Below are 23175 nucleotides of genomic sequence, written 5' to 3'. Positions count from 1 at the left end.
GATTAACCTTTCAACGCGATATGCTTGACGATCTATCTATGCAGGTCAGGATCTACATCCAATCCCAAAAATCACATACCCCAAATCAAAACGCCCACCCTGATCATTCAGAGTGAGCGCTGGCATTATTCCGCTGCTATCGCCTCTAAGGGCGCGGGCAGATGGGCGAGCATCTCTTTCGGGCAGATCTGCACGAAATTGCCGCGTTCCAGGTCCCAATGTTGCAGGATCTCACCGGCTTTTTGACTGCCTGTCTCGTCATAATGACATTCAATCAAGCCTTTCAGCTGGTCTTCCCAATGGGCGTTCGCCACTGGGTTCATCACAAGGGTTTCATGGTTCATCAGTGCATCCACTTTTCCTTCAGGATCATATAGATACGCCATCCCACCGGTCATCCCCGCGCCAAAGTTCGCACCAATGGACCCAAGGATCACCGCGACACCACCGGTCATATACTCACAACCGTTTGACCCGCAGCCCTCAACAACCACGCTCGCACCGGAGTTGCGCACAGCAAACCGTTCCCCCGCACGACCCGCCGCCAAAAGCATACCAGCGGTCGCACCATAAAGCACCGTGTTGCCGATAATCGTGTTGTCCGACGCCTTTAGTGGGCTGTTCATCGGTGGACGCACAACGATCATGCCACCAGACAAGCCCTTGCCAACGTAATCATTCGCATCACCGGACACTTCCAGTTTCAACCCAGGGGCCGCAAACGCCCCCAATGCCTGGCCCGCAGAGCCCGTCAATTTCACCGTCAGGTGATCTTGCTGAAGCGAATTGCGCATCCCAAAGTTCTTCACAATATGGGACGACGTACGCGTACCAACCGTGCGATGCGTGTTCTGAACCGCGTAATGCAGCTGCATCTTTTCACCGTCATTCAGGAACCTCGCCGCATCGCGCACGATTTCCGCATCAAGCGTGTCCGGCACGAAATTGCGTTCTTTGTCACGGTTGTAGATGATATCAGCAGCCCCATCGACGGTGATCAAAAGCGGGTTCAAGTCCAACTCATCCAGATGCGCAGACCCGCGCGAAACCTGCGTCAACAGATCCGCACGCCCGATGATATCATCCATTGACCGCGCCCCAAGGCTTGCCAAGATTTCACGCACTTCCTGCGCATAAAACGTGATCAAATTCACGACCTTATCGGCATTCCCCGTAAACTTTTTGCGCAACTCATCGGACTGCGTACAAACCCCAACTGGGCAGGTGTTTGACTGACACTGGCGCACCATAATGCACCCCATCGAGATCAGGGCCGCGGTGCCAATACCGTATTCTTCAGCCCCCATCATCGCCGCCATGACAATATCACGCCCCGTGCGCAAACCACCATCGGTGCGCAAAGTCACGCGTTCACGCAGGTTGTTCATCGCCAGAACCTGATGCGCCTCTGTCAGGCCCATTTCCCACGGCAAACCCGCGTATTTGATCGAGGTCGCAGGGCTTGCACCCGTGCCGCCGTTATGGCCGGAAATCAGGATAATATCCGCCTTGGCTTTCGCCACACCCGCAGCAATCGTGCCAACGCCAGAAGACGCCACCAATTTCACCGTCACCTTACAGCGCGGATTGATCTGTTTCAGATCGTAAATTAGCTGAGCGAGGTCCTCAATACTGTAAATATCGTGATGTGGCGGTGGGGAAATCAATGTCACACCTTTGGTCGCATGACGTAGGCGCGCGATCAGATCTGTCACCTTCATACCAGGCAGCTGACCACCTTCGCCGGGCTTCGCGCCTTGGGCCACTTTGATCTCAAGTTCTTCACATTGGTTTAGATATTCCGCCGTCACGCCAAAGCGCCCGGACGCCACCTGCTTAATCTTTGCAGAAGGGTTATCACCATTGGCCTCGGGCACGAAATGCGCCGGATCTTCGCCACCTTCGCCACTGTCAGATTTCGCCCCAATCCGGTTCATCGCGACGTTCAGCGTCTTATGTGCCTCGGGTGAAAGCGCCCCCAAAGACATGCCCGGCGTCACGAAACGCTGGCGAATTGAGGTGATGCTTTCCACCTCTTCGATCGGCACAGGTGCCGCCATTGGCTTCACATCCAATAGGTCACGCAAATGAATCGGAGGCAGGCTGCGTATCTTGGCCGAATATTTTTTCCACAGCTCAAAGCTTGCGTCATTACAGGCAGTTTGCAGCAGATGCATTGACTGCGCTTCCCAGGCGTGGGTCTCGCCTGATTTGCGTGATTTATAGAAACCACCCACAGGCAACACGTTGGAACCACTAAAGAAAGCGCGCGCATGCACCTGTTCCAGCTTGCGCTGAATTCCAGTGATCCCGATGCCTGAAATCCGGCTGGTCATGCCAGGGAAATATTCCGCAACCATCGCACGTGACAGGCCGACCGCCTCGAAGTTCAGACCACCACGATAGCTGGAAATCACAGAAATCCCCATCTTCGCCATGATCTTCAGAAGCCCTTGGTCAATCGCATTACGATACCGCGAAACAGCTTCCGTCAGGGAGCAATCCAACAAACCACGATCGACCCGATCCGCCAAGCTGTCTTCCGCCAAGTAAGCGTTCACAACCGTCGCACCACAGCCGATCAGCACGGCAAAATAATGCGCATCAAGGCATTCCGCAGAGCGCACATTCAGCGATGTGAACGTCCGCAGGCCCTTGCGTGTTAACCATGAATGCACCGCAGAAGTCGCCAAGATCATTGGCATGCCCACGCGGTTTTCACCCAGCGCCATATCCGTCAAAACGATATGCCCTGCACCAGAACGCACCGCTTCTTCCGCCTCTTTACGCACCCGCGCTAGGGCGTCGGCCAGGGTGCCGTCGGTTGGAAAAGTACAGTCGATCTCGGCCATGGGGGCGTTGAATTCTGCAACCAGTTTTTCAAACTGCGCATTGCCAACAAATGGACTTTCCAGCACCAGGATCTCGGTTTGCGAGCTGTCTTCATCCAACACGTTTTTCAGGTTGCCGAAGCGTGTTTTCAACGACATCACACGGAATTCGCGCAAGCTGTCGATTGGCGGGTTGGTCACCTGTGAAAACGACTGCCGGAAGAAGTGGCTTAGCGGGCGGTATTGATTCGACAAAACCGCGCTTGGCGTGTCGTCGCCCATCGATGCCAAGGCTTCTTTTCCGTCTTCCGCCATTGGGGCCAGAATTTGTTCCAGCTCTTCCAAGCTAAAGCCCGCAGCGATCTGGCGTTCCCGCAGATCATCACCGCTGAAAACAGCTTTTTCTTCAGTCGCAGCAAGCACGCTGTCGATTTCATTGATCTTGCCAACCCATTCACCAAAAGGTCGTGATCCAGCAAGAGTATCTTTCAGCTCAGTGTCGTGGAAAAGCCGCCCATCTTTCAGATCCACAGCAATCATCTGCCCTGGGCCAAGTGCGCCTTTTTCAACGACAGTCGCCTCATCAATCGGTACCATTCCGGCTTCAGAACCCGCGATCAATAGACCGTCACCGGTCACGACATAACGCATCGGTCGCAGGCCAGATCGGTCCACCCCAGCACAGACCCAACGCCCGTCTGTCATCGCCAAAGCCGCCGGGCCATCCCAAGGTTCCATCACGGAATTGCAGTAGGAATACATATCAAGCCACGGTTGCGGCAATTGGGTTGAGCTTTTCGACCAGGCCTCAGGCACCAACATGGTTTTCGCCATAGGTGCCGAGCGCCCGGCGCGCACCAAAAGTTCGAAAACAGCGTCTAACGCAGCGGAATCCGACGCCCCGCCAGACACAATCGGTTTGATATCCCCAGCACGATCCCCAAAGAAAGCCGACGCCATCCGGGTCTCGTGACTTTTCATCCAATTCAAATTGCCCTTCAGCGTGTTGATCTCGCCATTATGCGCAAGCATGCGAAACGGCTGTGCCAACCACCACTGCGGGAAGGTGTTTGTGGAATAACGCTGGTGGTAAATCGCAAAATTCGACTTGAACCGTTCGTCCATCAGATCCGGGTAAAACTCCGCCACCTGTTCCGCCAACATCATGCCTTTGTAGATGATGGACCGACAGGAAAGCGACGCTAAATACAATTCGCCCACATTCGCCCTTTGCGCGGCTTTTTCAATACGGCGACGAATGATATATAATTCGCGCTCAAACGTGTCTTCATCCACACCCTTGGAATTTGAGATCAAGATCTGTTCGATCTCAGGGCGCGTCGCGTTGGCTTTTTCACCCAAACAGGTCACATCAACCGGCACATGGCGCCAACCGTAAATGTAATACCCCATCGCCAGAACTTCGGTTTCAACGATCGTCCGACAAGTTTCCTGCGCGCCAAAATCCGTGCGTGGCAAGAACACCTGACCCACCGCGACCAGTTCATCCATACGCGGTTCATGCCCCGTGCGACGGATCTGATCGTAGAAAAACATCACCGGAATTTGCACATGAATTCCTGCGCCATCGCCGGTTTTCCCATCTGCATCCACAGCACCCCGGTGCCAGATCGCCTTCAGCGCGTTAATGCCCGCATCAACAACTCCGCGCGAAGGCTCGCCATCGATCGAGGCCACGAAACCCACCCCACAAGAGGAATGTTCTTCTTCTTCACGATAGAGGCCATTTTCAGCCATCCACTGCCGCTTCGCTTCTTCCGCGCGCACCCAGTTATCGTCGTATGTCATTGTTGTATCAGTCATTTGGATGTCCTTCTCAGGGTGCCCACATGGGGTCTTAGGTGTTCATATTCGTCTATAATCTTCAGCCCGCAGGCGTTACCGGCGCATCAAGCGCTGACAGGATTTCACCGCAGCCAAACAGCGGCGTGTCGGTCAGAAAACCTGCGCCACCGGGGCGCGCGAAAGTGATTGGGGATTGATTGTAACTTTCCCAAATGCCCTCATTGTTCCGAAACTCACCAATTCCACCCAAAAACAAGTTGAACTCTTCCAGAACATATTCCTGTCCGCGCATTTCAAACGCATCTTCGCCGCTTACTTCTCGCAACTCATAGTCACTGCCCAGCAAAGCCTGGCCATCGACCACTATGTTGTCACCATTTAGGCGATCGAAACCTGTGATATGTTGCTCAACCACACCCCGGCCCGGATAGCTCAGCAATTGAACAAAGTCATAGCTGTCGACGCCGCTGGTCAGAAGATCCCCCATGGATTGACGATCTTTTTCCCGCTTCCCCATGAATTCTTGGCGGCCATTGATCAGGTTTTCCGAAAACAGCCAGCGGTATTCATCATCCACTTGGGATACATATGTTGGGCCGTCTTGCCCCAAAACATAGCGCCATTTTACGCCATCCGGATCAGAATCACATTTCCAGTAGTGTTCGACTTCACAACTCGTGGATTGCACTGTCAAAAAAGCTTCGCATCCCTCTGGTGGTGTAACCGTGCCAGCCGCAGCCGAACTACACATGCCTGTCACAAGCGCCACCGAAAATAGGTGCGCAAAGAAACGCAATGCGTTGCCCTTATTTATGCATGTTTGTTCTGACATCGATTTACGTCCTATTTACTGTCATCGTCAGCAAGGCTGACCTGTTAACCCTTTGGGAGCGTCACCCCATGTGGTTGCCAAGCAGATCACTCTGCCGCGACCATCGCACCCGCGTTAAGGTTTTCTAAAATATCAGCGGCGGCATCACGACCATCCTTGATCGCCCAGACCACCAGACTTGCGCCGCGTGCAATATCGCCCACCGCCCACACACCAGGCAGGCGGGTTTGATGTGTTGCGCTATCGGTCAAAACAGTGCCCCAACGCGTCACTTCCAGTTCAGGCGTATTCCAAAGCATTGGCAGATCTTCAGGCTCAAAGCCAAGGGCCGTAATCACCAAATCAGCGTCCTCAACATAATCCGCGCCTTCGATCACTTCGGGTCTCTGACGCCCTGAGGCGTCAGGCGCACCAAGGCGCATTTTTTGCACCATCACGCCATTGACGGGGTCACCAGCAAAACCTTTGGGGGCCGCGAGCCATACAAATTCAACACCTTCTTCTTCAGCGTTTGTCGTTTCACGCACAGAACCGGGCATATTGGCACGGTCACGACGGTACAAACACTTCACGCTGGTTGCGCCTTGGCGGATCGCTGTGCGCACACAGTCCATCGCCGTGTCACCGCCACCGATCACGACCACCTTTTTACCGCTGGCGTTCAGCGTGCCGTCTTCAAATTCTTCAACCACATCACCAAAGCTTTGGCGGTTGCTGGCGGACAAGTAATCAAGTGCCTTTACGACACCTTCAGAACCTGCGTCTGGCCCTTGCAAATCACGTGATTTATATACGCCGGTTGCCAGAACAACCGCGTCATGTTTGCCCCGAATTGCATCAAAGGAAATGTCTTCCCCCACGTTACAATTCTGCACAAATTCCACACCCGCTTGCGCCAGTTGATCATTGCGGCGCATGACGATGTCTTTCTCAAGCTTAAAACCCGGAATGCCATAGGTCAGCAAACCACCGGCGCGATCATAACGGTCATAAACAGTCACCTGAAGACCCGCGCGGCGCAGCATATCGGCTGCCGCAAGGCCGCCAGGGCCCGCCCCAATAATGCCCACGGATTGATCACGTTCACGGCGCGGAACGCCCGGCGTCACCCAGCCATTTTCCCAGGCGGTGTCCGTGATGTATTTCTCAATTGCGCCGATGGTCACGGTCTCATGACCGGATGTCTCAATCACACAGCTGCCTTCGCACAGGCGGTCCTGTGGGCAGATGCGGCCGCAAATTTCGGGGAATGTATTCGTCGCCTGAGACATCTCATAGGCCTCGCGCAAACGCCCCATCGCCGTCAGGCGCAGCCAATCGGGGATGTTGTTGTGCAGCGGACAATGATCTTGGCAATAGGGCACACCACATTGGCTGCATCGGCTTGCCTGTTCCTCAGCTTTCGCCTTTGCGAACTCGGCGTAGATCTCGTTGAAATCTTCGTTACGCGCGTTTGCGTCGCGCTTTTCAGGCATATCACGTGATACATCTACAAACTTCAACATAGGGTTCTCTGCCATGGCTCTTCTCCGCTGTGGTTCGCCCTTGTAGCGCTTGCGATCGAAGATTGAAAGTAAGCATAGCTGACCTATATTGCATTTTTTTCACACCCACTCAATCTTTACGCAGCTCAAGCCACCATAATAGGTAATTAATGCTTACCTTTGATCTCTCTTCCCTTTCACATGCAGCAAGATAGGTTGTGAAAAACGAATCACAAAAGCATTGCCATGACCCTGTTCCATCTTTTCTTTATCGCGATCATCCAAGGCCTCACTGAATTTCTACCGGTTTCATCATCCGGTCATTTGATCCTATATCCCCTACTGACCGGGGCACCCGACCAAGGGCAAGCCATTGATGTAGCAGTACACCTTGGCACGCTGGTCGCGGTGGTTATCTTCTTCAGAAACGATGTTTTGCAAGCAGCCTACGGACTTCCGCGCTTGTTGCGTGGCAAGATCGACACCCCGGGTGCGAAGCTCGCTCTGTTACTAATCATTGCCACCATCCCCGCCATTATATTTGGACTTATCCTAAAGCTAACCGGCCTGGACGACATGATGCGATCCGTGAAGGTGATCGGCATCACGATGATCGGCTTTGGCATTGTGTTGTATTTCGCGGATCAAAAGGGCGAGGTCACACGCAAATCAGAAGATTGGAACCTGCGCGATGCGATCATCATGGGCCTATGGCAAGCCATTGCTTTAATTCCCGGCACATCGCGTTCCGGCGCAACGATCACAGGGGCCCGAATTCTTGGATTTTCCCGCGAAGATGCCGCACGGATCTCAATGCTTATGTCGATTCCGACAATCATCGCAGCTGGCGGCTTATTGGGTATCGAAGTCGCTGCGACAGCAAATATTCAAGCCATAAAAGATGGGGCAATCGCAGCCGTGTTTTCATGCATTGCTGCATTGCTTGCGCTGTCGCTGATGATGCGACTGCTGCGCAGTGTCAGCTTCACGCCCTATGTGATCTATCGGATCGGGCTGGGCGTGATACTATTGTTTATCGGCTTTGGTGGGGCGTAATTAGCCCCGCAGATTTGCCGCTGAATCGCGAATATCATCGTATTGACCAGATGGACGATAACGCCACAGATATTCTGGAAGAACGGTATCAAGGCGCACCGGTTCAACACCAAAGTCGGCAAGTGTTTTCACATCATCACCTACAACATTGTCGTCACCCATGGCGCGCAACTGGTCGCGAGTCATAAGAAAATTCGGGACCGCCCCCAATGACAAAGTCTCAACCAAAGACAACGCACCCGCCATGACGTGTCCAACAAACATTGGCAACCCAACAAGAATACGCTTACGGTAAGAAACCTTCAGCGCTTTTTCCATGATCTCGCGGAATGTCAGCACGTCACTGCCACCAAGTTCATAAACACCAGGGGCAGCACCACCGATGATCGCGACAACAGCCGCCTTCGCCACATCATCCACATAGACCGGCTGAAAACGTGTATCGCCAGAAAAGACAGGCATCACAGGCGTGAAGCGTGACAGGCCAGCGATCTTGTTAAAGAAACCGTCTTCCGTGCCAAAGATCACAGAGGGGCGTAGGATCGTTGCGTCATGGAAGCTCTCCAAGATCGCCGCCTCACCTTCAGCTTTGGACACAAGGTACTTGCTGGTGCTCTCCAGATCCGCGCCAATCGCAGAGAGATGCACCAAACGAGCAACACCCATATCGGATGCGATACGCGCAATACGGGCAGCACCTTCGGATTGCACAGCTTCAAAGCTTTGCTTGCCGCGTTCGTCACTGATGCCCACGCAATTCACAACAGCATCCGCACCTTGCATGACAGCGCGTACAGAATCGTCATCGCGAATGTTGCAAAATACAGGTTCCACCTGGCCAGGCGCGCCATATGGTTTCACATGCATAGATTCGTTGGGACGACGGCCCGCAACACGCACACGCCAGCCTTCTTTGGCCATACGCCGTGCAATATAGCGTCCGACAAAGCCGGCACCGCCGAAGATGGTGACAAGTTTGGTCATGGGTATCCTCCGGGAAATTCCTGCATCTGGAATAACGCCCTCTGTCGCCGCAAACAAGGCGCAAACCGATATCTCACCCGGAAAACCCCTTCCATATGAGGTATTTTCGCAATCATCCGTACATTCTTACCGACCCATGGATCAAGATGCGCCAGCATTTCACAGGATTCGTCGAATTCCAGTGTTTTCGCATTGACAGCTCCAACGCGCAGGGATAAATCCGCCTCACTACCCCGTGCCCAGATGGCGGAATTGGTAGACGCGCTAGCTTCAGGTGCTAGTGTCTGTATGGACGTGGAGGTTCGAGTCCTCTTCTGGGCACCATTTTATTCACGCAATCAGTTGATTTATAATTAAAATATGTGACGGGATAAAAGTCCTACCCCCCTAAATATCCCCCTTAGGCCAGTTGCTACCCGCTTCATTCATACGGTTGTGCTTTCCGAAATCATGGAAAGCACACAAATCGTAGCGGCGACCATCGGCGACTCGCTTCCTTTTTCTAGGTTATGCATGACGGTTAGAAATCAATGTGCCTAACGATGCGCGCTGTGTGATGACTGTTTCTTTCGGCTTCCAAAAAAGGGGAGAAGCGCCATTACACCGCTGCGCGTACTGTACCATAAGCTCTTTATGTTGGGCGGTTGCGGCCGCTTGTTTTCGCTGAGTTTTCATAAATACATCAACGAGAATAAACCGAATTCGTTATTTAATCCTGTGATTATTGGGAGACGGTGGCAAGCATATTGATCGATCCGACACCACGCCAGTTTCAGATTGACACCCCCGGACCCATGCCTATTAGTGAAGGGCGATTTAATAAAATATTGAGGTTCCCCATATGAAAATTGCAGTCCCCATTATTGCGCTTGCACTTCTTTCAGGTTGTAAGACCAACACTCAGGCTACGGTCTATACATCAGACGCATTGGGTGTGGCTGAAAATGGTACAATCCTGCAAACACCCCTTACAATAGGATTTGAGGTGGTTAGCGAAAGTAAGTGTCGTGAAGTCAGTTCAACACTATTAGAACCACTTCAAAACGCGTTCCACTCTGCCGAATTTATCGGATGCGAACGGGATGGAATAGATAGCTTTGCAGTATACAGGCTTACCACTGACATTGTTTTACTTACGGGGGATGATGGTCATTTAACTGAAATGCCGCTATATATAGGTGTAGTAAATAAACCTAGTGCCGATGGTGAAAATTGGGTGGATGTTGGTTTTCTTTTAAATACCTTAAAGGCCGACGAGCTTATTGCATCCATACCTAATGAGGTTATTGGGTACCGCGACCCCGAACTTAATGCTGTACTATCCGCCACAATAAGTAATGATATGGCCTCTGATATTGTAATTCAGGCGAGTGACGCTTTTGCCGATGGCCAGCCAGTCACGAACTTTAAAAACTTTACAGTACCACGGCGCTCCGAGGTCGAAATTAAGCTCTCTAACGTATCGAACGCCGCCTTTGGCGAGGTTGATGCATGGGCGAGGATAGCATATATTGCTTCCCCTCGAGAATAGCGACTTCTCGGGAAAAGTCCTTTTTACGTAGTTGGCAGTCGAACAATCACCGAATGGGTGACAGTGCTACCGTATGCCTCTTTTTTTGGGGGGGGCTGGCCACTATATGGATCATAGCTTTCTCCCGGTGCGTAACTTCGAAAGCGTCGGGCTTATTTATTAGGCTTTGATTTCCGGGCTTATATTTACTTCCCCTACCATCAAGCCATCGCAAACCATCTCAAACCCATCTATAAGTTGCACATCAGGGCTTTTTGATGGTTGTTGATGGCTTGATGGTTCCCTTTCTAAAATAAGCTCTGGCTTTCGGGCCAGCTCTAGCCAGCGGCTCATTTGATGTATCCTAGCCGTGGATTTACCGCGTATGAAATTGATGGTCGCCCGCTACCGTTGCCACGTTCTTCACGTATCCAGTCGAAAGAGATTAGGACGTCCAGCGCCTGCTTTACTGCCTTCGTTGTGCCAAGGTGTTTGCGCCCCCGGTTTTGAATGTCGCGCACCTTGAATGCTTCGACGCCCTCGCACTTGATGATTTCGGCGATAGTTCGAGCGCCCTGCATCTCAGGTGCGGGCTTGATTGAGCCATAGGCGCGGTGCGCATGACTGCGCAAATGCTCCCCGACATAGTGGCAAGCCCTGCCCATATGATTGGCATTGATTTCAGTTACCATATCGTCACCACCTATTGCAGCATCAAGGCAAGCCAGAACAAGGGAAACACGCACAGCTAAGCCGGGCAATTTCCCGACATGGCCTTTCATCAATCCAATGGCTTCACCTTCCCAAGCCCGGCACTGCCCTCTAAATTCCTGCAATGCCACTTGTGCACTTTCATCAAGATGTATGAAAAACGGGCGCTTGGTTTGGCTTTCATCTGTTGCAGGTTGCAGGGCCAACAACCGCTTAAAGGCCGTTATCGGGGTGGCTTCATCCAGCCGACAGCTAGGCCGTGCCAGTGGCACAGGATCGGGGAACACGGTTAGAAAGCGGGCAAGCAATCCATCATCATCAGAGTGCAACAACAGGCTTTCCAGCTTATCCGGCTGAGTTCCCCCAAGGATCGCAACTGAGAGGTGTTCAACGGTCACAGGCTCAGGGCTTGCCTTACGGTCTACCGTGTAGCTGCGGCCCCCGTATGCCTCTAACCAGAACGGTCTATCACCCCCGCCCGAATAACGATCCATTGAACCAAGCCAGCCAGATAATTCGTCACGCGACAGCAGAAGGCCGCGCCATGTGCTTGCTAGTAATTCCGCAACCTTCTCAGTGGTGGCATCGGTAATGCGCACACGCTTGCGAACGGGGGCCTTTCCGGCGCTGGCCTCATTGGGTTTTGTTGTCGGTTCTCCCCCGTCGGCAAGCGCTCGCTTTGCGTCTGCCTTCCATTGGGAAAGAACAATCCCGGCAACTTCGTCTTTATCAAGCCATTCCTTGCGTTCTTGTTCATAGGCTTGTGTTAATTCGCGGTCTATTTCCTTGAGGGGGTCCAGTACCGCATCAAGAGCCGGGCTTTTGCCCGCTGATGGGTCGCCGATCAAGACCCCCCATAGAACAGGCGGTTCTTTCCATCCATCCCAAGGCACTGCCCAACGGGTGTTTCCGATGATAGCGCTGGCGGTTGTGAGCAATGCCAAGGCCACATAATCAACATGTGTTCCCTTTACCTCTGCCGCTGATTTCAACCAGTTTGACCAAGCGCCAAACATCAGACTAAATTCCTCATCCGACATAGTTGGCGCGGGTTTTCGGTCTGAATTGATTAGGCTTAAATCAGGCGCTGGCCACTGCATTGCGGGGTCATACTGAAATTCATTAGGGTGTATCGCATTCATGCGCTTACCCCCTTCATCAATACATCATTCCAGTCCACCCCATTGGGCGCGGGCAACAGGCTGACTTTCCAGCCCAGCGCGGTTGCACGGTTCGCCAGCACTTGCCCGGCCTCATAGCCCGGTGCATCCCCATCGGTTGCGATTGTAAGCTTGCCGGGGGTGGTTGGTAGGTCCAGCCCTTTTATACCGCCAGTGGATAGCGCCGCCCATACGGTAGCAGGGCCACTCAGAAGGCCAGACAGCAACGACAACCCGGTTTCTATGCCCTCACACACCACCAGACGCCCAGCGCCTTGGGAAAGCTGAACAGCGCCCCCACAGCACGGGCCAAGCATCATTTTTGCTCCTTTGTTCAAGCGGCTTCCTTTCTTGTCGAAATATGTTCTGTGAACGCCGCCAGATGAAACATCACCCACCATAGCCGTTGCCCATGTGGCACTAGGGCCGTGGTAAATATCAGGCATGAAGCGCAAGGCGCTGGGCAAGTCGCAAGTGATAGCGCGCCCCCTCAGATATGCCTCTACCTTGGTGCCTGTGATAGGCTTGGCCGCGTTCCATAAATTGCGGGCCTTGGCCAGCTTTTCCGCAGCATAGGCGGCTTGCTTGCGTTCATGTTCGCGCTGGGCATCAAAGTCGATCTGGACGCTATCCAGCGGCATATGCGCGGCCTTGGCGATTTCCACAAAGGAACAACCCGCCTTGAAACAATGCAGCAATGTCTTTCCGTCTTCTTGTGACAGACTCAAGGCATTTTGATCGCGGCGGCGTTCTGGCTGACATACCGGGCAAGGCGCTTGCCCCCGGCCATTGCGCCAGTATCCGCCAAGGTTATGGGTGATTGTGTGTAAATCCATCCTTAGAACGCCCCCCAGATCAGAGACACCAAAGGCAAAATCTGGATTTCAGATAAGCCGCGTATTATTTGCAGGTGAAAGATTTGGCTTAGGTGGTGGGTTTCCAATAAGGTGGAAAAGTGAACCGCAATCGTATGGCGTTTTTCCAACCCGGATACCTGTCGCAACACGTATCCGGGGTTTGTTTGTTTGCCGCTCATATCAAACAACCTGAGCGCGAAGATTGCGCAGATGCGCGTCAACATCGCCTTCAGGCCAGTAGAGTCGCCCGCCAAGCTTTACCGGTTGGGGAAGTCGACCAGCCGCGAGGTCCAGATAGATCGCAGATCGTGAGCGGTTGCCAAGTTTTGCGCGTAGTTCTGTTAGGGTTAAATAGGTCTGCATCGTGCATCGTCCTGTTTGATTTCAGATGATGCAATGATGACTCGAGTGGTACTTCTGTGTCGTGGGGCAGCAAAATTTATTTCATTGCCCCACGCTTTATGCTTCCTCTTCGCGCCTTCTCGCTTCTTTGAAATAAACCTTCCTAATCCCATCTAACGTCATTGGTGTTAGGTTCATTTTCGCGAATGCAGCAGCGACGACATCACACGCACACACGGTGTTTGCAGCCTCACCCCGTGTCTTGTTCATTCCTGTTTCTAGTGAAAGTAAGCGTACAGTATCCCAGATAAAGACCTGCTTCCCACTCTCGGGTAGGCTGCTTATTTTTATCGGCTTCGGCGGTTTGATTTGCTCACGCAGAAAACCTGCTAACCAGACGCGCGCAGCATCTGGAATAGTTTTATCACGATCTACCAGCCAAGCGATAGCCGCACGCAGCTCGTCGAATGCCCCAGGATCATCAGTCGCGCTTTCTACTAACGCCTGAGGGTCAATCATGAGCTTTTTTGCAGCCGAAAGTCCATCAATTTTCAAAAAAGATCGCTTGTCAAACATGTCTTTGTAGGTAAGCCTCACGCGATTTTGTACGTATTCAACATAGCTCTGAAACTGTGTATGCTCTTCTTCTGTCATTATCCCGCCTCATCCAGCTTTACCACTTGCCCGGAACTGCCGGTCACATAATCTGCCCAACGCTCAGATAACGCACGCCGCTGTTCAAGAAAATCAGTTCTGCGATAGGCACGCACGACGCCGCCATCTGTTACGTGCGCCAGCATCGCTTCGGCGACTTCGTGGGGGGCGTCGGTTGTCTCTGCCAGCCATGTGCGCAGGCTTGTGCGAAAACCGTGCGGTCGCGCTTCTAGCCCCCGCCTTTCCATCATACGGGAAAGCGTCATGTCGCTAATCACACCGCCTCGCGTGTTCGGAAAAAGAAAGCCATTACGGGCATGTGGGTGTGCCAGATCAATGATGCGCTGGGCTTCATGCGACAGGGGCACACGGTAAGCCTCAGTCGCGTCTTTGCGACCCTTCATGGCTTCGGCGGGCACGGTCCACACGTCGCCGTCTATCTGGTCCAATCGTAAATTACGCAGTGGGGTCGAGCGCAGGGCGGTTAGAATCAGAAGGCGCAAAGCCAAATGAGCCAGTGTCGGCTCTTCAAGGCTGGTATAGAATGTTGGCACATCGGCCCAAGCCATCGCGGGAATGTTCTTTGCTACATGCCGCGACTTTCCAAGCAATGCCTTGGCTTTTTCTGTTGCCTGCAAGTCTACATCCAAGCCAAGCGCCGCCGCATGCTTCAAGACAATTGATATACGGTTCATGGCTTTGCGGGCGGTATCAGCCTTTGTGTGCCAGATCGGGGCCAAGGTGTCTCGAATATCGCGCTGATCAAGATCAGTGACAGGTACTTTTCCAAGTTTGGGCAGAACATGAATGTTTAGGGGGGAAAGCCATCGGCCTGCATTACCATCGCCTTTCAACTCCGCCTTACGGCTTTCAAATGCATCGGCGGTGATAATATTTAGAGTTATGTCTTCACGACGTGCAGCTTGCTCTTCTGCTTCACGCTCTTTAATAGGATCACGTCCAACCGCTGCAATGTTTCGCCAGCGTTCTGCCAGCTTGCGTGCACTAGCCAGCCCGACTCTAGATAGGCCTCCTAGGCCCATTTCACGTCGCCGCCCGTGAACAGTCACACGTAGCACCCACTGTGCGCCACCATCCTCTCGTTTCACCAACCAAAGCCCGGCACCATCGCAGTAGCTCCCCGCAGGCGCGCTCTTGATAAAACTAGACGTGAGTCTGTTTTTTGCCCTCATTTTTATCCCCCTAAATATCCCCCTTAGGTTATTGGATAGGGGTGGACAATGCAAGACAGGTCAGGACATATATACCTATAAAACAAAGGAGGACAAAGACATGCTTGGACATGCAAAAACAAGCAAAAACAAGTGGTTGACGCCTCTTCTGGGCACCAATTTTATCCAATTATATATAGCGATTAAGCAAAATGTTCTTGCGGGATTCACCCGCAGCTGAACGATTTCTTTAATCGCAAGGTGACACAGATACACAACTGACAAGATTAGATTTCCCCTGAGAACCAGGTCCGAAATTGTCGCCACAAAAGACCGCAGCACCTAGCGCAATAACCAGGTGATCTTTGACTGATCATGGCTGCGGACAAAGACCCGGTTGAAGCGGCCTTGACTTCGGGCGCATTGTATACAGTGTTGCACACTATTATATCGCAACCCGGCATGCCGACCAGAAGAGGACCAATACCATGAAGAATGAACACGGTGGCAAAACCGTTTATGGCGCGAATTTGGGTATCTTGATGCTTGAAACACAGTTCCCACGTATCCCGGGCGATATTGGCAATGCGACAACTTGGCCGTTTCCTGTGCAATATCGGGTCGTGCGCGGGGCGAACCCTGAGAACGTTGTGCGAGGGGATGCGACGCTTTTGGTTGATAAGTTTATTGAGGCCGCGAAGGGTTTAGTGGCAAGCGGCTGCGACGGAATCACGACCAATTGCGGCTTTCTGTCGATTGTCCAAGATCAATTGACCGAGGCCGTGCCTGTGCCCGTCGCGACGTCATCCTTGATGCAGGTGCCCATGGTACAATCCATGTTACCGCCAGGCAAACGCGTGGGGATTTTGACGATCTCAAAAGAGACCCTAACAGATAAACACCTGAAGGCCGCTGGCGTGCCGTTGGACACCCCGATCATGGGGACCGAAGGCGGCAAGGTTTTCACGCGCGACATTTTAGGGGATGCGCTGGAGATTGATTTTGCAGCCTGCCGGGAAGACATGCTAGAGGCCGCACGCATTTTCGTGAAGACACACCCCGACCTAGGGGCGATCGTTCTGGAATGTACAAATATGACACCCTATGCGGCGGATGTGCGGCGCGAAACCGGGCTGCCGGTGTTCTCGATCTACACATACCTAAAATGGTTCCATGAAGGACTAGTGCCGGACCGCTTCACGTCGGGTTTGGATGATCCCAAGCCAGGAATTGGCCTGCGTTAGGGTCTATTAGGACGGCACATACAGCTGCGAATAGGCGAGACGAACCAATTCAATCGTCTGTTCGCTGCGCCGTTCAATATGGGCACGCAATGCGGTGAGGGCTGTTTGGGTATCCCGGTTCTGAACAGCATTTGCGATGGCGCGATGGGCGGATAAAAACGTATTGTCACCGGCCTCTGTGCAATCCATTCCACGCAGCTGGCGCAGGTTTACAAGGCGCACATAGCGGATACGTTCATTCACGTTTTTCAACATCCGGCAGAGTTCATTGTTGCCAGATAATCCAGCCAGACGCATGTGGAATTCCTCGTCCATTTTTAACAGTTCTGTCAGATCATCACAGCTGTCATATGTCGTCTCTGTGGCGTTTAAATAGGCGCAAAATTCCGCGATTTCGGCATCTGTGGCGACTTCAACTCCATGACGCAGCGCCTCGGTTTCCAAGGCACAGCGCAGCTGGTAAAGCTCCAAAATTTGTTCCGGGCTTAGGGGGCGGCAAAAGAAACCTTGGCCCTTCGCAAGGGTTAAAAACCCTTCAGCCACCAAACGATTCAGAGCTTCGCGCAAGGGGGTGCGGCTGACGTTCAATTTTGAGGTCAGCGCGGTTTCATTCAGGCGCTCGCCGGGCTTGAAATCAAAGTTAATCGCCATGTCACGAAGCGTCGCGTACACGCGATCCACACTGCTGCCCTGATCTGCCATTCTATATTCGCCCCTTGGTTTGCATGACTTTTACACCGAGGAAGGGGGAGGTGAAAAGGAAAATAAAAATTTGTCTTCACAATTTTCGACAGCGCTGTATACAGTTTAGAACACAATGTTAAACAGCATGCGGCAACCCGCAATGCAGACGCTTGGGGGATGATACTTTGAAGAATACGATGAATGGTGCGGAAGCGATGGTGCGTTCACTGGAAGCACATGGGGTGAAACACATTTTCGGCCTCTGCGGCGATACGACCTTGCCGTTTTACGATGCGATGCACAACCTGGATCACGACATCACCCACATCCTAACCCGCGACGAGCGTTCCGCGACCTATATGGCGGATGGTTATTCTCGCGTAACCGGGACAGTTGGCGTCTGCGAAGGCCCATCAGGTGGCGGCGCGACATATATTTTGCCCGGCCTGATCGAGGCAAACGAAAGCTCTTACGCGGTATTGGCGATCACGACGGATATTTCTGTCGGATCTTATGGGAAATACCCATTAACCGAGGTCAACCAAGAAGCCCTGATGGCGCCACTGACCAAGTTCAACACCGTAATCAAGCGCGCGGACCACATTCCACGCATGGTACGTCAAGCATTTCGCGCGATGACAACGGGCCGGTCTGGGTCTGCGCATCTGGGGCTGCCCTATGACATTCAATATGATGATGTGCCAGCAGATGACATCTGGGGCGATCCAAAACATCAAAGCTATCCGTCTTATCGCGGCGCAGCTGAGCCCGGTGCAGTGGACGATGCGATTGAGGCCATTCTGAGCGCGAAAAAACCGCTGATCGTTTGTGGTGGTGGCGTGGTGATCGCCGGTGCAATGGAAGAACTGGGACTGCTGGCCAACCGTCTTGACATCGCCGTCGCGACGTCGATTTCTGGGAAGGGTTCGCTTGCTGATACCCACCCTCAATCTCTGGGTGTTGTTGGATCAAACGGTGGCACAGACGAGACCTGGGAAATGATGGAAGCCGCTGATCTTGTTGTGTTCATGGGGGCACGTGCGGGCTCAACCACGACATCGCGCTGGGAGGCGCCAAAACCTGGCCAGCGTATCGTGCATTTTGACAATGATCCGATGGTGATTGGTGCAAACTACCCAACTGAGGTGGGTGTGGTTGCTGATTTGCAGCTGTCTTTGGCTGCGGCAAACGCCTATTTGGATGCTCGCACTGGTGATGCGCCGCAATTTGGTGCAGCAGCGCAAATCGCAGACATCAAAGAACGTAAGTTCGCGAAATTCAACGCACTTGCGGCCAGTGAAACCGATATGATCATTCCAGAGCAGATCATCACGGCCTTGAATGCAAACCTGCCGGATGATGGCATTGTGGTTTCCGATCCTGGCACAAGCTGCCCCTATTACAACGCCTATTCCGAACAGAAATTCCCCGGTCGTCAGTATATTACCAACCGTGCCCATGGCGCACTTGGATATTCCCTTTCTGCCGCGGCGGGTGCCTGGTTTGGGGCGCAAGACAAAAAGGTTGTCGCCATGATGGGGGATGGTTCATTCGCTTTTGCTTGCGGTGAACTTGAGACCATCGTGCGCCACAACGTACCCGTGACCTATATCGTATTTTCCAACGCAAGCTTTGGCTGGATTAAGGCCAGTCAACGCGATGATTGCGACAAGCGCTATTACAACGTTGATTTCAACCGAACCAATCAGGCAGCTGTGGCTGAAGCCTTTGGTGTGAAATCTTGGCGTGTTGAAAACGCCGAAGACCTGGATGGTGTGATGAAAGAGGCCTTTGCGCATGATGGCCCAACCTTGATTGACGTGATTTGTCAACCGCTGGAAGAAGCCGCAGCACCTGTGCGTCGCTGGATGGGCTAAACGCCACCAAAGGCTTTCATCTCTGCGGAAAGCAACTTGCGAAACTCTTGCCCGATCGTGGACAGCGGTCGGGCTTTTGACGTGATGATCGCCAATTCAATAGTCACAATGGGCCGAAATGGGCGGGTGATAAAGCCACCTTCACGGTCAAAGTGCACGACAAACGGATCAAGCAGGGAGACCCCCATGCCTTCCTTCACAAAACTAAGATTGTTCTTGAACAGATGCGAATGCACACGTGTCCGCCAGCGTTTTCCTGCGTTGTGAAAGGCTTCGCGCGTACGCCGATGGGTCATGTGATCGGGGCCCATGACAACAAATGGTTCATCTTCCAAAATCTCTGGCGTCAACACATCATGGCTGGCCAGCGGGCTGTCTTCGGGCAAAGCACAGATCGTTTCAAACTGGAACAGTTCCGTGTCGAAAGCGTCATAAAGAATCGGCAACTCGCAGATCCCGACCTCAAACAGGCCCGCGAGAACCCATTCCTGCACCTTTGAGGAATAATTGGACTGGAACGCAATCGACAGATCCGGTTTATCAGCAGAGAATTCTGCAATCAGCTTCGGCATCAGACCAAAAGACAGCGAATGCGGTGAGGCAACCTGCAACTGCCCGGCCTGCTTGTTCTGCAGATCAGTCACGGCCTGCGCCACATGGTCAAGACCCCGCACCACCGTGTCGATCTCCTGAAACAACACGCCAGCTTCTGGTGTGGGCAGCAAACGCCCTTTGCTGCGTTCGAATAACTTCAATCGCGTCTGACGTTCCAACTGGGCCAAAAGATTGGAAATTCCCGGCTGCGAAATCCCCAATTGGTCCGCTGCACCTGTAACGGTGCCGGTTTCAACGATGGCATGAAAGGCTTGGAGTTGGCGAAAACGAAGTGACATATCGGGTGTATAACATTTTATGATGATCTTGCCACAAATTAATATTTGAAATGATGTGACTGACTTGGCACGCTCCGGGTTCAGAAAGCAAAGAAATGATCGCGATGCTGCATAATTTTACAAAAATGACCGGGCGTCGCATGCATGTGGAAACAGGGGCCTGCGTATGACTGAACAGCAATCGGCTGTTGTGATTGGTGGCGGGATTGTAGGCGTTTCCGCCGCGATCTGGCTGCGACGTGAAGGCGTGAATGTGACCGTGATTGACCGGGCGACGCCAGGTGATCGCAGCGCCACGTCATTTGGAAATGCGGGTGTGCTTGCAGCCTGTTCCGTTGCGCCTGTGACGTACCCGGGTATGATCCCCAAAGCGCCGAAATTGCTGTTTGATCCGGAATTCCCGCTGTTTTTGCGGTGGTCTCATCTGCCGAAATTGACCCCATGGCTGTTGAAATATCTGTCCCATGCCAATGACAAAGACACACGACGGATCGCTCGCGGGTTGACCGGAATCACCCATGACACAGTGGATCAGCACGAAGCCTTAACCAAAGGCACGGATGCTGCGGAATGGACCACAAACTCCGATTATACCTTTGTGTATAAGGACCGCGCCGGGTTTGAGGCCGACGGATATACTTGGGAGTTACGCCGCGAAGCCGGTTTCGTGCCTGAAATCATCGAAGGCGACGCAGTGCATGAATTTGAACCCATGCTTGCGAAGAATCTGAACTGTCTCGCGCTGATGCGCGATCATGGCTATGTGCGCGATCCAGGTGGTTATGTGGCAGCCCTCGCGAAAGAGGCCCAAAAACTTGGCGCCGTATTCCGTCAAGGCGAAGTCAAAGACGTCACCCTGACCGATGGAAAAGTGACCGCAGTGGTAACGGATCAAGGCGATGTGCCTTGTGACAAGGTGGTTCTTGCAACGGGCAGTTGGTCAAAAGCGCTGACGGATAAGCTGGGCCTAAAGGTGCCGATCGAAAGTGAACGCGGCTATCACATCATGTTCAAAAACCCCAGTCAGATGCCGAAAATTCCGATGATGATGTCTATGGGGAAATTTGTAGCCACACCGATGCAAGACGGGTTACGCTGTGCAGGTACGGTTGAGTTCGGCGGACTGAATGAAAAAATGTCGGATGGGCCTCTGAAGTTTCTCCGCCGTAAGGTAAAAGAGTATTTTCCCGATCTGGAGTATTCCGAAGAAGTGCCATGGCTGGGCCATCGTCCGGCAACATCGGACAGTCTGCCATTGATTGGTGAAATCAAGAATACCGGTGTGTTTGCGGGCTTTGGCCACCATCATATCGGTTTAACAGCCGGTCCGAAAACCGCGCGTATCATCGCGGGGCTGATCACCGGGAAGAAAGATAATATCGACCTGTCGATTTATGATCCAGGGAGGTTCTGACGACAGGAAAGACCGGAAAAATCCGGCAAGGACAACGACATCCAAAGGGAGGAATAATATGTCCAAAACTACCAAAACAATCGCTGCAGGTCTTGCGGCAACGGCGCTGACCACATTCGGGGCAGCGGCTGAGACTTGGGATATGCCAATGGCCTATTCCGCGACCAACTTTCATTCCGCAACGGGCGCTGAGTTTGCGGCCTGTGTGACGGCGGGTACCGGTGGCGATCTTGAAATCGTAACGCACCCAGGTGGATCCCTGTTCGCAGGTGGCGAAATCAAACGCGCTATTCAGACCGGCCAAGTAAACATTGGCGAACGTCTGTTGTCTGGTCACCAGAATGAAAACGCGCTGTTTGGCTTTGATTCCATTCCGTTCCTTGCAACGTCTTTTGAAGACAGTGAGAAACTGTGGGACGCGGCAAAAGGTCCGCTGACTGAACTTCTGGCGGAACAAAATCTGCATCTTCTATATGCTGTGCCATGGCCAGCGCAGGGGCTCTATTTCAACAAAGAGATAAATTCTGTTGCGGATATGGCAGGCCTAAAGTTCCGGTCTTACAACAACGCAACCGCGCGTCTGGCTGAATTGTCCGGCATGTTGCCAGTTCAGATCGAAGCCGCTGAAATCAGCCAAGCTTTCGCAACCGGCGTTGCTGAATCCATGGTGTCATCTGGCTCCACCGGGTATGACCGCCAGGTTTGGGAAAGCCTGACACATTTCTATGAGGTGGATGCATGGCTGCCGCGCAACTATGTTTTGGTGAACGCCGAAGCATGGAACGGTCTGGAAGAAGGCACGCAAAACGTGATCAACGGCTGTGCAACATTGGCAGAATATGCCGGTGATTGGCGTTCTGTTCAGTACACAGATTTCACGCTGACTGAGCTTGCGAAAAACGGCATGTTTGTTGGCCCTGCAGGTGACGGTCTGACGGCTGAGCTGAAAGAATTCGGCGTGACCATGACCAATGAATGGCTGGAAAACACAGGTGACGCGGGTCAGGCAATCGTTGACGCGTTCAACGCTGACTAAGCTTTTCATCTGCCCCATTGCGGGCAGTGAATTCGGGGGGTGGCGCAATCTGTGCCGCACCCCACAACGGCCACACCAGAACGTGGCCGGATCAGGGACGGGAGGGAACAATGAGCAGTATTCGCAAGGCTCTGGATAGCTTGTATCTGGGAGGGGGGATCTTGGCCTCGCTCTGTTTGATCGGCATCCTTGTATTAATCGTGGTGCAGATGGTTGCACGCTGGACAGGTGAGGTCTTGCTCGGTGCGCCGGATTACGCAGGCTATTGCATGGCAGGTGCGTCATTCTTTGCATTCGCTTACGCACTAAATCATGGAAGCCATATTCGCGTGAGCCTCGGGTTATCTGCTTTGGGGCGTTTTCGCCGCAAAGGCGAGATATGGTGCTTTGGGTTCGCGGGTATTTTTGTTGGATACTATACCTACATTACGTTCAAATTCGTTTACGCATCGTGGAGATTTGGATTCAAAAGTGATGGTTCCGATGCAACGCTCATTTGGATTCCACAAATGGTCATGTGCCTCGGATCTACACTCCTATTCATAGCTTTCGTGGACAACTTCTTGAGCCTGATTTTTAGCGGAAAGCATCGCATCCGTTCGGAATCCTTAGATAGTGTGGAGTAACA

Annotated in this window: 20 protein-coding genes and 1 tRNA gene; 8 read left to right on the top strand and 13 right to left on the bottom strand. The window is 52.8% G+C overall.

Going from position 1 to position 23175, the window contains the following annotated elements; genetic code table 11:
* Nucleotides 1-125: 125 nt before the first annotated feature.
* The 3 genes from gltB to RJ38_RS09440 form a co-directional block, all read right to left on the bottom strand.
* On the bottom strand, nucleotides 126-4640 hold the full coding sequence (gene gltB, locus RJ38_RS09450) for a glutamate synthase large subunit (protein WP_039018880.1): 4515 nt from the start codon (nucleotides 4638-4640) through the stop codon (nucleotides 126-128).
* Nucleotides 4641-4716: 76 nt separating this feature from the next.
* On the bottom strand, nucleotides 4717-5469 hold the full coding sequence (locus RJ38_RS09445) for a hypothetical protein (protein WP_039018593.1): 753 nt from the start codon (nucleotides 5467-5469) through the stop codon (nucleotides 4717-4719).
* Between the two features lie 86 nt (nucleotides 5470-5555).
* Nucleotides 5556-6989 carry an NAD(P)-dependent oxidoreductase gene (locus RJ38_RS09440; protein ID WP_039018592.1) on the bottom strand — a complete coding sequence of 478 codons (1434 nt, stop codon included), beginning with the start codon at nucleotides 6987-6989 and terminating at the stop codon, nucleotides 5556-5558.
* A 210-nt stretch (nucleotides 6990-7199) separates the two neighbouring features.
* Between RJ38_RS09440 and RJ38_RS09435 the strand changes: the two genes are divergently transcribed.
* The gene (locus RJ38_RS09435; protein WP_039018591.1) at nucleotides 7200-8009 is read left to right on the top strand and encodes an undecaprenyl-diphosphate phosphatase; all 810 of its coding nucleotides are present in this window, start codon (nucleotides 7200-7202) and stop codon (nucleotides 8007-8009) included.
* Here the strand turns inward: RJ38_RS09435 and RJ38_RS09430 are convergent, their stop codons facing one another.
* Nucleotides 8010-8993 (bottom strand): complex I NDUFA9 subunit family protein, encoded by a 984-nt coding sequence (locus RJ38_RS09430; protein ID WP_039018590.1) that lies wholly within the window; start codon nucleotides 8991-8993, stop codon nucleotides 8010-8012.
* Between the two features lie 237 nt (nucleotides 8994-9230).
* On the opposite strand from RJ38_RS09430, the gene RJ38_RS09425 reads away from it, so the two are divergent.
* A tRNA-Leu gene (locus RJ38_RS09425) sits at nucleotides 9231-9317 on the top strand.
* Nucleotides 9318-9834: 517 nt separating this feature from the next.
* A complete protein-coding gene (locus RJ38_RS09420) occupies nucleotides 9835-10524 on the top strand; it encodes a DUF7424 family protein (protein WP_039018589.1) in 690 nt (229 codons plus the stop codon).
* Between the two features lie 159 nt (nucleotides 10525-10683).
* On the opposite strand, the gene RJ38_RS18875 is transcribed toward RJ38_RS09420, so the two are convergent.
* The 7 genes from RJ38_RS18875 to RJ38_RS09390 form a co-directional block, all read right to left on the bottom strand.
* Nucleotides 10684-10857, bottom strand: coding sequence for a hypothetical protein (locus RJ38_RS18875; protein ID WP_156121816.1), 174 nt, complete (start codon nucleotides 10855-10857; stop codon nucleotides 10684-10686).
* Nucleotides 10854-12356, bottom strand: a complete 1503-nt coding sequence (locus tag RJ38_RS09415; protein WP_039018588.1) for a YfjI family protein — start codon at nucleotides 12354-12356, stop codon at nucleotides 10854-10856. The genes RJ38_RS18875 and RJ38_RS09415 overlap by 4 nt, the downstream gene beginning before the upstream one ends.
* On the bottom strand, nucleotides 12353-13210 hold the full coding sequence (locus RJ38_RS09410) for a DUF7146 domain-containing protein (RefSeq protein WP_039018587.1): 858 nt from the start codon (nucleotides 13208-13210) through the stop codon (nucleotides 12353-12355). Before RJ38_RS09410 ends, RJ38_RS09415 begins: the two co-directional genes overlap by 4 nt.
* 2 nt (nucleotides 13211-13212) lie before the next feature.
* Entirely contained in the window at nucleotides 13213-13410 is a 198-nt protein-coding gene (locus RJ38_RS09405) for a hypothetical protein (RefSeq protein ID WP_039018586.1), read from the bottom strand.
* Nucleotide 13411: 1 nt separating this feature from the next.
* On the bottom strand, nucleotides 13412-13594 hold the full coding sequence (locus RJ38_RS09400) for a helix-turn-helix transcriptional regulator (RefSeq protein WP_039018585.1): 183 nt from the start codon (nucleotides 13592-13594) through the stop codon (nucleotides 13412-13414).
* Between the two features lie 96 nt (nucleotides 13595-13690).
* Entirely contained in the window at nucleotides 13691-14227 is a 537-nt protein-coding gene (locus RJ38_RS09395) for a hypothetical protein (RefSeq protein ID WP_039018584.1), read from the bottom strand.
* Entirely contained in the window at nucleotides 14227-15420 is a 1194-nt protein-coding gene (locus RJ38_RS09390) for a tyrosine-type recombinase/integrase (protein ID WP_082005689.1), read from the bottom strand. The genes RJ38_RS09395 and RJ38_RS09390 overlap by 1 nt, the downstream gene beginning before the upstream one ends.
* A 467-nt stretch (nucleotides 15421-15887) precedes the next feature.
* Between RJ38_RS09390 and RJ38_RS09380 the strand changes: the two genes are divergently transcribed.
* Entirely contained in the window at nucleotides 15888-16643 is a 756-nt protein-coding gene (locus RJ38_RS09380; protein WP_039018581.1) for an aspartate/glutamate racemase family protein, read from the top strand.
* Nucleotides 16644-16649: 6 nt separating this feature from the next.
* Here the strand turns inward: RJ38_RS09380 and RJ38_RS09375 are convergent, their stop codons facing one another.
* Nucleotides 16650-17345, bottom strand: coding sequence for a GntR family transcriptional regulator (locus RJ38_RS09375; RefSeq protein WP_039018580.1), 696 nt, complete (start codon nucleotides 17343-17345; stop codon nucleotides 16650-16652).
* A 167-nt stretch (nucleotides 17346-17512) separates the two neighbouring features.
* Between RJ38_RS09375 and RJ38_RS09370 the strand changes: the two genes are divergently transcribed.
* Nucleotides 17513-19204, top strand: coding sequence for a thiamine pyrophosphate-binding protein (locus tag RJ38_RS09370; RefSeq protein WP_039018879.1), 1692 nt, complete (start codon nucleotides 17513-17515; stop codon nucleotides 19202-19204).
* Here the strand turns inward: RJ38_RS09370 and RJ38_RS09365 are convergent.
* Nucleotides 19201-20097, bottom strand: coding sequence for a LysR family transcriptional regulator (locus tag RJ38_RS09365; protein ID WP_039018579.1), 897 nt, complete (start codon nucleotides 20095-20097; stop codon nucleotides 19201-19203). The genes RJ38_RS09370 and RJ38_RS09365 overlap by 4 nt on opposite strands.
* A 166-nt stretch (nucleotides 20098-20263) precedes the next feature.
* Between RJ38_RS09365 and RJ38_RS09360 the strand changes: the two genes are divergently transcribed.
* The 3 genes from RJ38_RS09360 to RJ38_RS09350 all read left to right on the top strand — a co-directional run bounded on the left by RJ38_RS09360 (nucleotide 20264) and on the right by RJ38_RS09350 (nucleotide 23173).
* The gene (locus RJ38_RS09360; protein ID WP_039018578.1) at nucleotides 20264-21511 is read left to right on the top strand and encodes an NAD(P)/FAD-dependent oxidoreductase; all 1248 of its coding nucleotides are present in this window, start codon (nucleotides 20264-20266) and stop codon (nucleotides 21509-21511) included.
* Nucleotides 21512-21569: 58 nt separating this feature from the next.
* Nucleotides 21570-22547, top strand: coding sequence for a TRAP transporter substrate-binding protein (locus RJ38_RS09355; protein WP_039018577.1), 978 nt, complete (start codon nucleotides 21570-21572; stop codon nucleotides 22545-22547).
* Nucleotides 22548-22657: 110 nt separating this feature from the next.
* Nucleotides 22658-23173 carry a TRAP transporter small permease gene (locus RJ38_RS09350; RefSeq protein ID WP_039018576.1) on the top strand — a complete coding sequence of 172 codons (516 nt, stop codon included), beginning with the start codon at nucleotides 22658-22660 and terminating at the stop codon, nucleotides 23171-23173.
* Nucleotides 23174-23175: the final 2 nt, after the last annotated feature.

This window comes from Halocynthiibacter namhaensis (assembly GCF_000812685.1).
Classification (GTDB): domain Bacteria; phylum Pseudomonadota; class Alphaproteobacteria; order Rhodobacterales; family Rhodobacteraceae; genus Halocynthiibacter; species Halocynthiibacter namhaensis.
Note: the sequence above shows the minus strand (reverse complement) of the source record. Positions and strands in the feature narration are given on the sequence as shown.